Source organism: Nonomuraea sp. NPDC059007, from assembly GCF_042740555.1.
In the GTDB taxonomy this organism is placed as follows: Bacteria; Actinomycetota; Actinomycetes; order Streptosporangiales; family Streptosporangiaceae; genus Nonomuraea.
Map to the genome: position 1 here is coordinate 95,827 of NZ_JBHYJD010000009.1, position 12,932 is coordinate 108,758.

At 72.9% G+C, this 12,932-nt stretch carries 12 protein-coding genes; 11 read left to right on the forward strand and 1 reads right to left on the reverse strand.

What is annotated here, in order from left to right; all coding sequences use genetic code 11:
- The first annotated feature begins 27 nt into the window (after nt 1-27).
- From ACFWY5_RS16870 to ACFWY5_RS16900, 7 genes are read left to right on the forward strand one after another with little or no spacing between them, the layout of a single operon-like run.
- Nucleotides 28-1,473 carry a benzaldehyde dehydrogenase gene (locus ACFWY5_RS16870; protein ID WP_379619555.1) on the forward strand — a complete coding sequence of 482 codons (1,446 nt, stop codon included), beginning with the start codon at nt 28-30 and terminating at the stop codon, nt 1,471-1,473.
- Between the two features lie 9 nt (nt 1,474-1,482).
- Nucleotides 1,483-2,445, forward strand: coding sequence for an ABC transporter permease (locus tag ACFWY5_RS16875; RefSeq protein WP_379619553.1), 963 nt, complete (start codon nt 1,483-1,485; stop codon nt 2,443-2,445).
- Nucleotides 2,442-3,491, forward strand: a complete 1,050-nt coding sequence (locus ACFWY5_RS16880) for a sugar ABC transporter substrate-binding protein (protein WP_379619551.1) — start codon at nt 2,442-2,444, stop codon at nt 3,489-3,491. Before ACFWY5_RS16875 ends, ACFWY5_RS16880 begins: the two co-directional genes overlap by 4 nt.
- A 3-nt stretch (nt 3,492-3,494) precedes the next feature.
- Complete coding sequence (locus ACFWY5_RS16885) at nt 3,495-4,991, forward strand: sugar ABC transporter ATP-binding protein (protein ID WP_379632776.1); 1,497 nt, start codon at nt 3,495-3,497, stop codon at nt 4,989-4,991.
- Nucleotides 4,984-5,724: an SDR family NAD(P)-dependent oxidoreductase gene (locus ACFWY5_RS16890; protein ID WP_379632778.1), complete on the forward strand. Its 741-nt coding sequence runs from the start codon at nt 4,984-4,986 to the stop codon at nt 5,722-5,724. Before ACFWY5_RS16885 ends, ACFWY5_RS16890 begins: the two co-directional genes overlap by 8 nt.
- Nucleotides 5,721-7,334, forward strand: coding sequence for a GMC family oxidoreductase N-terminal domain-containing protein (locus ACFWY5_RS16895; RefSeq protein ID WP_379632780.1), 1,614 nt, complete (start codon nt 5,721-5,723; stop codon nt 7,332-7,334). The genes ACFWY5_RS16890 and ACFWY5_RS16895 overlap by 4 nt, the downstream gene beginning before the upstream one ends.
- A gap of 7 nt (nt 7,335-7,341) precedes the next feature.
- The gene (locus tag ACFWY5_RS16900; RefSeq protein WP_379619543.1) at nt 7,342-7,500 is read left to right on the forward strand and encodes a hypothetical protein; all 159 of its coding nucleotides are present in this window, start codon (nt 7,342-7,344) and stop codon (nt 7,498-7,500) included.
- Here ACFWY5_RS16900 and ACFWY5_RS16905 read toward each other — a convergent pair.
- The gene (locus tag ACFWY5_RS16905; RefSeq protein ID WP_379632782.1) at nt 7,497-8,231 is read right to left on the reverse strand and encodes a hypothetical protein; all 735 of its coding nucleotides are present in this window, start codon (nt 8,229-8,231) and stop codon (nt 7,497-7,499) included. The genes ACFWY5_RS16900 and ACFWY5_RS16905 overlap by 4 nt on opposite strands.
- A gap of 308 nt (nt 8,232-8,539) precedes the next feature.
- On the opposite strand from ACFWY5_RS16905, the gene ACFWY5_RS16910 reads away from it, so the two are divergent.
- From ACFWY5_RS16910 to ACFWY5_RS16925, 4 genes are all read left to right on the forward strand, one after another.
- Nucleotides 8,540-8,830, forward strand: coding sequence for an RNHCP domain-containing protein (locus ACFWY5_RS16910; protein WP_379619539.1), 291 nt, complete (start codon nt 8,540-8,542; stop codon nt 8,828-8,830).
- Nucleotides 8,830-9,192: an RNHCP domain-containing protein gene (locus tag ACFWY5_RS16915; RefSeq protein WP_379619537.1), complete on the forward strand. Its 363-nt coding sequence runs from the start codon at nt 8,830-8,832 to the stop codon at nt 9,190-9,192. Before ACFWY5_RS16910 ends, ACFWY5_RS16915 begins: the two co-directional genes overlap by 1 nt.
- Before the next feature lie 80 nt (nt 9,193-9,272).
- Nucleotides 9,273-10,997 (forward strand): ABC transporter ATP-binding protein, encoded by a 1,725-nt coding sequence (locus ACFWY5_RS16920; protein ID WP_379632784.1) that lies wholly within the window; start codon nt 9,273-9,275, stop codon nt 10,995-10,997.
- A complete protein-coding gene (locus ACFWY5_RS16925; RefSeq protein ID WP_379632786.1) occupies nt 10,994-12,808 on the forward strand; it encodes an ABC transporter ATP-binding protein in 1,815 nt (604 codons plus the stop codon). The genes ACFWY5_RS16920 and ACFWY5_RS16925 overlap by 4 nt, the downstream gene beginning before the upstream one ends.
- The last annotated feature ends 124 nt before the right edge of the window (nt 12,809-12,932 follow it).

Sequence of the window (12,932 nt, forward strand, 5' to 3'; positions counted from 1 at the left end):
CCGCAACGTTCAGCAGGAGGCCACCCCATGACCCTGCTCGACCCGTCCACCTGGACGGGACGCCTGTTCGGCGGCACCTGGACGCAAGCCGCCGCCACCGCCCCCGTCACCGAGCCCGCCACCGGCGCCCGCCTCGGCACCATCGGCCTGGCCACCCCGGACGACGTCGCGGCCGCCGCCCGGCGCGGCCGGGCCGTACAGCCGGAATGGGCCCGCACGAACTTCGAGGAACGCGCGGCCGTGCTGCGCCGCGCGGGCCTGGCCTTTGAGCAGCACGCGGCGGAACTCCACGAGTGGATCATGCGCGAGTCCGGCTCCATCCGCGGCAAGGCGGGCTTCGAGACCCACATCGCCGCCCAGGAGTGCCACGAGGCCGCCGCGCTGGCCTCCCGGCCGATCGGTGAGATCCTGCCCACGGCCAAGCGGCGGCTCAGCCTGGCCAGGCGGGTGCCGTCGGGCGTGGTCGGGGTGATCGCGCCGTTCAACGCCCCGCTCATCCTGGCCATCCGCTCCGTCGCGCCCGCCCTGGCCCTGGGCAACGCGGTCGTGCTCAAGCCGGACCCGCGCACCGCCGTGTGCGGCGGCGTCTCGATCGCCCGCGTCTTCGAGGACGCGGGCCTGCCCGAGGGACTGCTGCACGTGCTGCCCGGCGGCCCCGACGTGGGTCAGGCCCTGGTCGCCGACCCGGACGTCAGGGTGATCTCGTTCACCGGCTCCACGGCCGCCGGCAGAAAGGTGGGCGAGGCGGCGGCCCGCCACCTCAAGCGGGCACACCTGGAGCTCGGCGGCAATTCCGCGCTGATCGTGCTGGACGACGCCGACCTCGACCGGGCCGTCTCCGCCGGCGCCTGGGGCTCCTACTTCCACCAGGGCCAGATCTGCATGACCGCCGGCCGTCACCTCGTCCACACGTCCGTCGCCGCCGAGTACGTGGAGAAGCTGGCCGCCAAAGCCGCCGCGCTGCCGGTCGGCGACCCCTTCACCCAGGACGTGGCGCTCGGCCCGCTCATCGACGCAGGCCAGCGCGACAAGGTCCACGCGCTCGTCGGCGCCGGCGGAGAGGTGGTCACCGGCGGCACCTACGACGGCCTGTTCTACCGCCCGACCGTGCTGACCGGCCTCACCCCCGCCAGCCCCGCCTACGCCCAGGAGGTCTTCGGCCCGGTGGCGCCCGTGCTCACCTTCCGCGACGAGGACGAGGCCGTGGCGCTGGCCACCGGCAGCGAGTACGGGCTGTCGCTGTCCATCCTCACCCGCGACGCCATGCGCGGCCTCGACCTGGCCGAGCGCATCCCGACCGGCATCGCGCACGTCAACGACCAGACCGTGGACGACGAGGCGGTCGCCCCGTTCGGCGGCGTGGCCCACTCGGGCACCGGATCCCGCTTCGGCGGCGCCGCCGCCAACGTCGAGGCGTTCACCGAGACCCGCTGGATCACCGTCCAGGGCCCGATCGAGACCTACCCGTTCTAGGGAGACGGCGTGAAGCGTGTCTTCGGTGTGGACGAGTTCGGCGTCGTCGTGGTGCTCGTCGTGCTCGTGGTGGCCATCGGACTGTTCCACCCCGCCTTCCTCGACCGCGCGCAGCTCATCGACGTGGTACGGCAGGCCTCCTTCATCGGCGTGCTGGCCTGCGGCATGACGTACCTGCTGGCCATGCGCGAGCTGGACCTCTCGGTCGGATCCACCTACGCGCTCAGCCTCATCGCGGGCAGCATGATGATGCGCTCGGGCGTGAACCCGTGGCTGGCCGCCGTGATGGCCGTGGCCGTGGGCGCCGTGCTCGGCCTGGTCAACGGGGCGCTGTGCAACACGCTCGGCATCCCGTCGATCATCGCGACGCTGGGCACCCTGTCGGTCTTCCGCGGCCTGGCCCTGGCGCTGAGCGAGGGCCGCCAGGTGGCCGGGCTGCCGCGCGAGGACACCTTCTTCACCGTGGTCGGCGGCGACCTGCTGGGGCTGCCCACCTCGATCTGGGTGCTGGCGGCGGTGGCGATAGCGCTGACCGTGGTCTTCAAGGCCACGCCGTTCGGCTACCGGGTGCGCGCGATCGGCTCGAACCCCGACGCCGCGCGTTTCTCCGGCATCTCGATCCCGCGCGTCCGCCTCCAGGTGCTGGTGCTGTCCGGCGCGCTGGCCGGGGTGGCGGGTGTGCTGACCCTGGGCTTCTTCGCCTCCGGCCAGCCGACCATCGGCCAGGGCTACGAGCTGCAGGCCATCGCCGCCGCGATCATCGGCGGCACCCCGCTGCGCGGCGGTTCCGGCACGGTCTGGGGCTCCGTCCTCGGCACCGTGATCCTCGGGACGGTCGCCAGCGGCCTCGTGTACTTCGGCGTCCCCATCAACTGGAGCCTGTTCGCCACGGGCATCGTCATCCTCCTCGCCGTCGCGCTCGACGCCCTGTTGCGCCGCCGCGGCTCCGCCAGCTCTAGGGAGTCCCTGTGAGGAACTCTGTGAATCGCGCCCTGATCGCCGCCGTCCTCGTCCTGACCGCCGCCTGCTCCGGCGGCGGCCCCACCTCCTCCGGCGCCCCGAAGATCGGGTTCTCGCTGGCCACCACCGACGCCGACTTCGCGCAGGAGATGGCGGCCGGCGGGCAGTTCGGCGCCGACGCGGTCGGCGGCGTCGAGCTGCAGATCAGCGCACCCAACTCGGTGGACCCGCCGGCCCAGGTCAAGCTCTTCGGCGACCTCGGCCGCACCGCGCCCGACGGCATCGCGATCGAGGACCTGGCGCCGGAGTTGTTCGTCCGGCCGCTGGCCGACCTGGCGGCGCGCAAGATCCGGCTGGTCGGCGTGGACACCGTGCCCGCCCCCGGCAGCAACGTCGGCCTCTACGTCGGCAACGACAACCGGGGCGCGGGCAAGCAGCTCGCGCTCGAAGCCATCAAGCTCCTGCCGCCGGACGCCTCCGGCGAGGTGGTGCTCGGCACGCCGAACCCGGGCGTACCCGTGCTGGACGAGCGGGCCAACGGCATGAAGGAGGCCTTCGCCGAGAAGCTGCCCGGGGTGAAGGTGCTCGGCCCCTTCGAGACCAAGAACGACCCGGCGGCCAACTTCGAGATCTGGAACGGGCTGGTCAAGGCCCATCCGAAGGCGCTGGCCTTCCTCGGCACCGGTGACCAGGACGCGTACAACCTGGCCAAGGCCAAGCAGACCGCCGGGGGTTCGTACCTGGTGGCCGCCTTCGACCTCGACCCCAAGACGCTGGCCGCGGTCAAGGACGGCACCAGCTTCGCCGCCATGTCCCCCGAGCACTACTTCAAGGGATACGTCGCGATCCGCATGCTGGCCGAGGCCGCCAAGGCGGGCAAGCCGCTGCCCGAGGGCTGGGTCGACCCCGGCCACCTGCTCGTCACCAAGGCCAACGTCGACGAGATCACCGCCAGACAGGCCTCCGACCAGGCCAAGCGGGAGTGGCTGAAGAGCCGCGCCGACGAGTTCTTCAGCGGTATCCAGGGCAGGCTGCGGCCGATGAGCGAGGCGAAATAGCCCATGTACCTCGCCTCGGGCATCGGCAAGCGTTTCGGCGGCGTGCGCGCCCTCGACGGCGCCCGCATCGAGCTGCGCCCCGGCAGCGTCCACGCCCTCCTCGGCGAGAACGGCGCCGGCAAGTCCACCCTGGTCAAGATCCTGGCCGGCGCCCTCCCGCCCGACGAGGGCGAGCTCCTGCTGAACGGCGCGCCCGTGCGCTTCTCCACCACCCGCGACGCGGTACGGCGGGGCGTCGCCGTCGTCTCCCAGGAGCCCAGCCTCTTCCCCGACATGGACGTGCTGGCCAACCTGTTCCCCGCCTGCGACCTGCGCCGCGGCGGCCTCCTGCTGGACAGGAAGGCCATGGCGCGCAAGGCCGGACCCGTCCTGGACGAGCTGGAGCTCACCCGCCCGCCCACCACCCGGGTCGGCGAGCTCACCCTCGCCGAACGCCAGCTCGTCGAGATCGCGCGGGCGCTGCTGGAGGACCCCGCGGTGCTCATCCTCGACGAGCCCACCTCGGCACTCCAGGCCGACGCCGCCGCCCGGCTGCTGCGCATCCTCGCCGCACTGCGCTCGCGGCAGGTCGCCGTCGCCTACGTCTCGCACGTGCTGGAGGAGGTGGTACGCCTGTGCGACGAGGTCACGGTCCTGCGTGACGGCCGCAACGCGCTGAGCGCCGTCCCGATGGCCGAGCTGACGCTCGAGAAGATCGTGCGCGCCATGGTCGGCGAGCGTCCCACGGCCCCCGCCGTCCGTCCCACCCGCCCAGCGGCCGCCGGTACGGCCGGCCTCCGCCTGCGCGGCGTCCACGTGCCCGGCCACCTCGACGGCGTCGACCTGGAGGCGAGGCAGGGCGAGATCGTCGGCCTGGCCGGCATCGCGGGCGCCGGTCAGACGGCGGTCCTGGAGGTCGTCTGCGGCCTGCGCACCCCTTCGGCGGGCACGCTCGCCTACCCGGGAGGCGGTCCGCGCCCGCGCGGCCTGCGCCAGGCCGTCAAGGCGGGCGTCGCCGTGGTGCCCAGCGACCGCAAGCTCCTCGGCCTCATGCTGGACAAACCGCTCTGGGAGAACATCGCCCAGGTGCGGACCGTCGCGCTGGGCCGTACCGGGACGTGGGTGCGCGCGAAGGACCTGCGCGAGCGCGCGGCCGCGGCCACCGCGCGGCTGCGGATCCGGGCGAGCGGCCCCGGCCAGCTCGCCGGCCGGCTGTCCGGCGGCAACCAGCAGAAGGTCGTCTTCGCCAAGTGGCTGGAGGCGGCGCCCGGCGTCGTCCTGCTCGACGACCCCACACGCGGCGTCGACGTCGCGGCGAAGGCCGAGATGCACGCCATCGTGCGGGAACTGGCCGCGGAGGGCCGGGTCGTGCTGCTCACCTCCACCGACCCGGCCGAGCTGGCCGAGGTCTGCGACCGGGTGCTGGTCTTCCGCAAAGGTCGCGTCGCCGCGGAACTGGCCGGCGAGCGGCTCACCGACCACGAGATCCTCCACCTCGCCCATGGAGCCAACAGTGAGTGATCGTCTCGCCGGACGTACCGCGGTGGTGACCGGCTCGGCCGGCGGGCTCGGCCGGGAGTTCGCCGCCGCCCTCGCCGCGGCCGGGGCGCGGGTCGCCGGGTTCGACGTCGCCGCCCAGAGCGCGACCGCCCGGCGGATCGGCGCCGCGTTCCTGCCCGTCACCGTCGACGTGACCGAACCGTCGCAGGTCACGCGGGCCATGGCGCTGGTCGCCGCCGAGGCGGGCGGGCCGCACATCGTGGTCAACAACGCCGGCGTCTACCCGCCCATCCCGTTCGAGAAGACGACGCTGGACGACCTGCGGCGGATCCTCCGGGTCAACGTCGAAGGGCCGTTCACGGTGACGCAGGCGGCGCTGTCGTACCTGCGCGAGGCCGGGTGGGGGCGCGTCGTCAGCATCGCCTCCGGAGCCGTCTTCGTCGGCCCGCCCGACCTCGTCGCCTACACCGCCTCCAAGGCCGCGCTCATCGGCATGACCCGCTCGCTCGCCACCCTGCTCGGCCCAGAGAACATCACCGCCAACGTCATCGCCCCCGGCCTGACCAGGACCGAGACCGCCGCGCGCAGCACCGGGGCGGACGGCGGGTTCGAGCGGGTGGCGGCCACGCAGCGGGTGCCGCGGGTCGCTGAGCCGGGCGACCTGGTGTCGACGCTGCTGTACGTGTGCGATCCGGCCAGCGGGTTCCTCACCGGGCAGACACTCAACGTCGACGGAGGGGCGGCCTTCCTGTGAACGTCTTCGACCGGCTCGTGCCGGGGTCGGCTGGCATCGGCGTCACCGAGTACGCCGCCAGGATCGAACCGCCCGGCCTCGCCGCCGCGGTGGCGGCACTGGAGCGCGCCGACCTCGCGGGGCAGGTGGGCAGTCCCGCCTTCGACCTGGCGCGGGCGGTCGCGATCGAGGCCTACTACGGGGACTACGCCGCCCCCGGGCACACCGGGCCCACCGGGCACGAGGCGATCGGGTTCCTGCCGCCGCAGGGGGCGCGGCTGCGTAAGGACTGGGACTTTCTGGACGAGCGGCGGGAGCCGTACCGGGGAGACGACACGGCGGATGTGATCGTCGTCGGGTCAGGCGCGGGCGGCGGGCTGATCGCGGCCGAACTCGGCCGCGCCGGGCTGGACGTGCTGGTGCTTGAGGCCGGTGAGCTGCGCGGCGCGGCCGACCACACCCGCTTCGAGCTGCGCGCCAACCACCGGCTGTGGTGGCCCACGCGGTTCGCCGACATCGAGGGCGAGCGCCCCCTCGCCCTCCTGTCCGGGCGCTGCGTCGGCGGCACCACCGTGATCAACACCAAGGTCGCGCTGCGGGCGCCCGCGAGCGAGCTGCCGTTCGACCTGACGCCCTACTACGAGCGGGTGGAGGCCGCACTCGGCGTGCGGGTCCGCGCCGACTGGCCGCCCAGCGTCCACCGGGTACGGCCCGGCTTCCTGGCGCTGGGCACCAACCTGACCCCGGTCGAGTCCTACACCGACTACAACTGCAGCCGATGCGGCTCCTGCCTGCAGGGCTGCCCGACCAACGCCGGCCGCAACGCCCTCAACACCTGGCTCGCCCCCGCCCTGGCCCGCGGCGAGATCCGCCTGGCCACCGGCGCCGAGGTGGACCGGGTCCTCATCGAGAACGGCAAGGTCACCGGCGTCGCGCACGCGGGCGGCGTGGCCCGCGCGCCCGTCGTCGTCCTGGCCGCCGGGGCGCTCAACACCCCGCAGATCCTCCGGCGCAGCCCCGGCTTCCCGGACCTGCCCGGCACGCTCGGCCTGCATCCCGCCCGGCTCGTCTACGGCCTGTTCGACGAGCCGCAGGACTGCCACATGGTCTACCCGATCACCGCGCACTGCCTCGACTACCAGGAGGACTTCGTCGTCGAGGGCACCACCATCCAGGACCCGGTGGCCTTCGCCATGAGCCTGGTGGACGCCTCCGGCCTGCCAATGTGGGGCGAGCCGCTGGCCGAGACCGTGCGCGCGTACCGCCACTGGGCCGGGCTGCTCGTCATGGCCAACGACCTCAACACCGCCACGGCCGAGCCCGGCGACGTCTTCCGCAAACGCTTCGCCCCCGTGGAACGCCGCCGCCTGGCCGACGGCCTGGCCTTCGCGGTCGAGGTACTGGCCGCCGCCGGGGCCAGGCGCGTGGTGTGGACCGGCCTGACCACCTCGCACGTCCAGGGCAGCGTCCCCATGGGCGGCGCCGTTGACCTCGACGGCGCCGCGACCGGCGTCTCCGGCCTGTACGTCGGCGACGCCTCCCTGATCCCCGTCTCCCTGTCGGTCAACCCGTCGCTCACCGTCATGGCCCTGGCCACCAAAGTCGCCGACGCCATCCGCTCCGCCCGATAATCAGCACATGACGCCCACTCCGACGCTGCCGATCGTCATCGCGGTCATCGCGATCGTCCTGGCCTTCCTGGTCACCTCGCCGCTGCTGATCGCCGGCCTGTGCGTGCTCGGCCTGGTCTGCCTGGCCTGGTGGTTCATCCTCGACCGCCGCAACCGCCGAGGTTAACCGCGCGACCTCGCCCGGCGGGCCAGCCCCGCCCCGGCCCCGGCCCCTGCCAGCATGACCAGCCCCGCGAGCACCACGACCCGCCCGTCCGGCCCGGCCGCACCACCACCACCCGTCTCCGCTCCACCGACAGGCGTCTTCACCTCATCCACCGGCTCCTCGTCCACGGGCTCCTCGGTCTCCGTGATCTCCGTGGTCTCGGTATCTGCGGGGGCCGTCCCTTCCACGGCGAGCGGGTACCCCGGACCTCTCCCGCCCTCCGGGGCCTTGCACCTGATCACCGGGGTGGTGTTCGTGGTGCCGAAGTTTATGGCGCCCGGGCGGACCAAGCCGCGCCCCGTCTCGCTGGGCGTCGTCTTCAGCTCGACGACGCTCTCGGGTAACGGGAGAGGCTCCCCGGCGGCGATCTCGGGCAGCGTCGCCACCCCGGTGGCGGAGGTCAGTTTGTCGATCTTGCTGATGCCCGCGTAGGCGTACAGCTTGAGCCCGGGTATGGGTGCGATCAGCTCGCCGCCCCCAACATACGAGCCGCGCCAGCCGATCGTCATCTGCTCGCCCACCTTCGCGGTGGGCGGCACGGTCAGCTCCACGTTCACCCGGATCTCCTGGGCCTGTCCGGTCGCGGTCGTGGTGCACGTGTACGTCATCTCCCCGGCCCTCTCACCACCCATCGGGACGCCGGACGAGACGGCCAGCAGGACGACGGCGGGGACGAGCAGGTGGACGCGCATGGTGGCCCCCTCGGGGTGGGTGGGACAGAAGAGAGGACGGGGGAGAGGCGGGTTCGGTTGGCATGGGGAGAAAACCCGTGGTCGCGTGGGCAGGGGCGCTGATAACGTCGCGATGTCCGTGAAGGTGAATCAACCGGGCCCCCGAGCCCCAGGAAGCAGTGATGTATGCCCCGGTCCGCGCCGAGCGCGCCTACCGTGTCTCGGGCTTTCATGCTGTCCCGGGGCTGCCGCATCGCATGCTGAGCTAGGCGGCTCGGCGCTTCCTTGCTGTCGTTCCACGTGGTTTCTCGGCAAGGAGCACCTCCAACGTGTCCGAATACTTTTCCTGTCCGGGGTGCGGGGTCACCTCGGACGACCGGCGTCATCACTGTCCCGAATGCCTGACGGCCGTACACGAGACCGACGGGGGCCGCATGGCGCCCATCGCGGTCGCCGTGCCGTCCGAAGGCGACTGGGTGGTCGTGCACCGGTGCGAGCTGTGTGGTCAGCTCGTCTCGTCGCCCGCGCGCGGCGATGACAACGTCCTCATCCTCATGCGGATGGCCGTACGCCCGCTGGCGTCGCCGCCGTTCCCGTTCGAGCTGTTCGGGAGGCTGTGATGCGCGGGCGGGTCAGGAGGCCGCAGCGGCGTAAGGAGCCGCGGGCGGCGACCTTCCGGTGCGCCTCGTGCCGGATGGACGTGTCCATGCACGCGCCGGGCACGGCGCACCGCAACCACTGCCCGTCCTGCCTCGGCAGCCTCCACCTCGACCGGCGGGTGCCGGGCGATCGTGCCGCCGGGTGCGGCGGGCGGATGGAGGCGCTGGGCGTGACCGTACGCGACGACGGCGAGTGGCTGCTGATCCACGAATGCCGCCGGTGCGGCGTGCTCAGCGCCAACCGGATCGCGGGCGACGACAACGCGCTGGCTCTCCTGCGGCTGGCCATGCGGCCGCTGTCGGGGAGCCGGCTGAGCATCTGAGCGGGCCGCTACGCCCGGGGCGGAACCGCTTCCTCACCCACGCGCGCCTCCCTACAGTCGATCGTGAAGGGAGGCGCGACGTGGCACTCCGGCGGCTGCTGGCCAGACATCTGCGCCCACGTCGCCGCGCGGTGGCCGCCGTCGTCCTCCTGCAGGTGGCGCAGACGGCCGCCCTGCTCTACCTGCCCACGCTCAACGCCGTGATCATCGACGACGGCGTGTTCACCGGCGACACCGGGCTGATCCTGCGCCTGGGCGCGGTCATGGCCGGCGTGTCCCTCGTGCAGGGCGCTGCCACGCTCGCCGCGGTCCACCTGAGCGCGCGTACGGCCATGGGGGTCGGCCGTGACCTGCGGGAGGCGGTTTACCTGCACGTTCAGCGCCTGTCCACGCAGGAGGTGGGCGCGCTCGGCGTACCCTCGCTGATCACCCGCACCACCAACGACGTCCAGCAGATCCAGACGCTCGCGCTGTCGCTGCTGACGGCGATCGTCGCGGCACCGGTCATGGCCGTGGGCGGGATCGTGATGGCCGTCCTCCAGGACGTCGCGCTGTCCTGGCTGCTGGTCGTGCTCGCGCTGGTCCTCGGCGTCGTCACGGCGGTGCTGGTCGGCAGGATGCGGCCGTTGTCGCGGGCCGTACAGGAGCGTATCGACGCCGTGAACCGGGTGCTCAGGGAGCAGATCGCGGGCGTCCGGGTGACCCGCGCGTTCGTCAGGCAGGACGCCGAGCGCGCGCGTTTCGGGCGGGCGAACGAGGAGCTGACGGGCGTCTCGACCCGCCTGGGCTACACATCGGCCGCGCTGATGCCGCTGGTCGTCAACCTGGTCAACGTCTGCGGCGTCTTCGTGATCTGGGCGGGCGCGCAGCGGGTCGGCGGCGGCGGTCTGGGCGTCGGCGAGCTGACCGCGTTCCTCACCTACCTGGCCATGATCCAGACCGCCGTGCTCACCGCCGCCTTCGTCATCATGAACCTGCCCAGAGCCGAGGTCTGCGCCGTCCGCGTCGCCGAGGTGCTGGACACCGAGCCCGGCCTTGCGCCGCCCGCGAACCCGGTCCGCCGGATGCGCGCCCCCGGCCGCGTCGAGCTGCGCGGCGTGCGCTTCCGCTACCCCGGCGCCGAGGACGACGTGCTCCACGGCGTCGACCTGGTGGCCCGCCCCGGCACGACGACGGCGATCGTCGGCTCCACGGGCAGCGGCAAGAGCACGTTGCTCAGCCTGATCCGCCGCCTGTCCGACCCCACGGAAGGCACGGTGTTCTTCGGCGGCGAGGACGCCACCACCCTCGACCCCTGCCTCCTCGCCCGGTCGGCGAGCCTGGTCGAGCAGCGCCCGCACCTGTTCTCCGGCACCGTGGCCACCAACCTCCGCCACGGCCGCCCGCGCGCCACCGACGACGAGCTCTGGCACGCCCTCGGCATCGCCCAGGCCCGCGACTTCGTGCCCGGCCTCGACACGCCCGTCGCCCAGGGCGGCGCCAACCTCTCCGGCGGCCAGCGCCAGCGGCTGTCCCTGGCCCGCGCGCTGGTTCGCCGCGCGCCGGTGTACCTCCTCGACGACCCCTTCTCCGCCCTCGACCACACCACGGAGTCGCGGGTACGGCAGGCCCTCGCCGCCGAGACCGCCGACGCCACCGTCATCGTCGTGGTCCAGCGCGTGCGCGCCATCCTCGACGCCGACCACATCGTCGTCCTCGACGAGGGCCGGGTCGCGGGCGCGGGCACCCACGAAGAGCTCGTCCGCGACAGCCCCGTCTACCGGGAGATCGTCCGCTCCCAGCTCGGCGAGGAACTGGTCGGATGAGCTTCGGCCGCACGGCCTGGCGCCTGCTGACGCTTCTGCGGCCGTTGCGCCGGTTGTGGGGCGTGGCGGTGCTCGGCCTGGCCAGCATCGTCCTCAACGTCACCGGCCCCCTGCTTCTCGGCCGCGCCACCGACCTCGTCGTCACCGGCGCGATCACCCGGCCGGAGCAGGGGATCGACGGCCGCGCCCTGGCCCTCACGCTGCTGAGCGCGCTCGCCGTGTACGCCGGTTCCGCGACGTTCTGGATACTCCAGCGGCGCTACACCACCCGGCTCGTCCAGGGCGCCGTCTTCCACCTGCGGCGGGAGGCCGGGGAGAAACTCGGGCGGCTACCCGTGCCCTACTTCGACCGGCAGCCTCGGGGGGAGGTGCTGAGCCGTACCACCAACGACGTCGACAACCTCGCGCAGAGCATGCAGCAGAGCATCGGCCAGATCACCAACTCCGCGTTCCTGATCGTGGGGACGCTGGGGATGATGGTCTGGATCTCGCCGTTGCTGGCGGTGGTGGCGCTGGTGACCGTACCGCTGTCGGTCCAGCTCACGCGGGTGGCGGGGCGGCGGGCGCAGGCGGAGTTCGCGCGGCAGTGGCAGGCCACGGGCGAGCTGAACGCGCACGTCGAGGAGGCCTACACCGGGCACACCCTGATCACCGCCTACGGCCGGGGCCGGGAGTCGGCCGATTCCTTCCGCGAACACAACGCCCGCCTGTACCACTCGTCGGCCCGCGCCCAGTTCGTCAGCGGCATCATCGGCCCGGCGACCGGGCTCGCCGGGAACCTCGGCTACGTGCTCGTCGCGGTCGTCGGCGGCCTGCAACTGGCCGCCGGAGGGCTGACGGTGGGGGCCGTGCAGGCGTTCGTCCAGTACTCGCGCGAGTTCGGCGGGCCGTTGACGGCGCTGGCCGGTCTGGCGGGGGTGATCCAGTCGGGGGTGGCGTCGGGCGCGCGCGTCCTCGACCTGCTCGACGCCGCGGAGGAGCCCGCGGACCCGCCTGGTACGGCCGCGCCGGCGCGGGGCCGCGTCGTCTTCGAAGCGGTCTCCTTCACGTACGGCCCCGCGGTAAGCAGGCCCGAGGCGGCGTTGGAACGCGCGGTCGCCCTCGAAAGCGCGGGAGTGCCCGGAGCTGTGTCCGCCGAGGCGGTCATCCGGGACGTTTCGCTGGTCGTCGAGCCGGGCACCACCGTGGCCGTCGTCGGCCCGACAGGCGCGGGCAAGACCACTCTGGTCAACCTCCTGATGCGGTTCTACGACGTGACGTCCGGCCGTATCACCATCGACGGGGTGGACATCCGCGACATGAACCGCGACACGCTACGCGCGGCCACCGGCATGGTCCCCCAGGACAACTGGCTGTTCGGCGGCACCATCCGCGACAACATCGCCTACGGCCGCACCGGCGCCACCCCGGCGGACGTCGAATCCGCCGCCCGAGCCGCCCACGCCGACCACTTCATCCGCACCCTCTCCCACGGCTACGACACCGTCATCGACCAGGACGGCGGCGCCCTGAGCGCGGGAGAACGCCAGCTGATCACCATAGCCAGGGCCGTTCTCGCCGACCCGGTCATCCTCGTCCTGGACGAAGCCACGAGCTCGGTCGACAGCCGCACCGAACTCCTCATCCAGCAGGCGCTGACCCGAGCCCGCCGCAACCGCACCAGCTTCGTCATCGCCCACCGCCTGAGCACGATCCGCCAGGCCGACCTGATCCTGATGCTGCACAACGGCACCATCACCGAACAGGGCACCCACGAAGAACTGCTCGCCGCCAACGGCCCCTACGCCGCCCTCCACACCCCCCGGCCCTGAGACACAGCACAGTCACCAGGCACAGTCCTTCCGGCGCGGGACAACCCTGCCCATCCGATCCGGGGCTGCGCACGCGGCCTCCGGCCGCGTCATTGGTGCCGAGGCGGTATCCCCGGGGCACGGG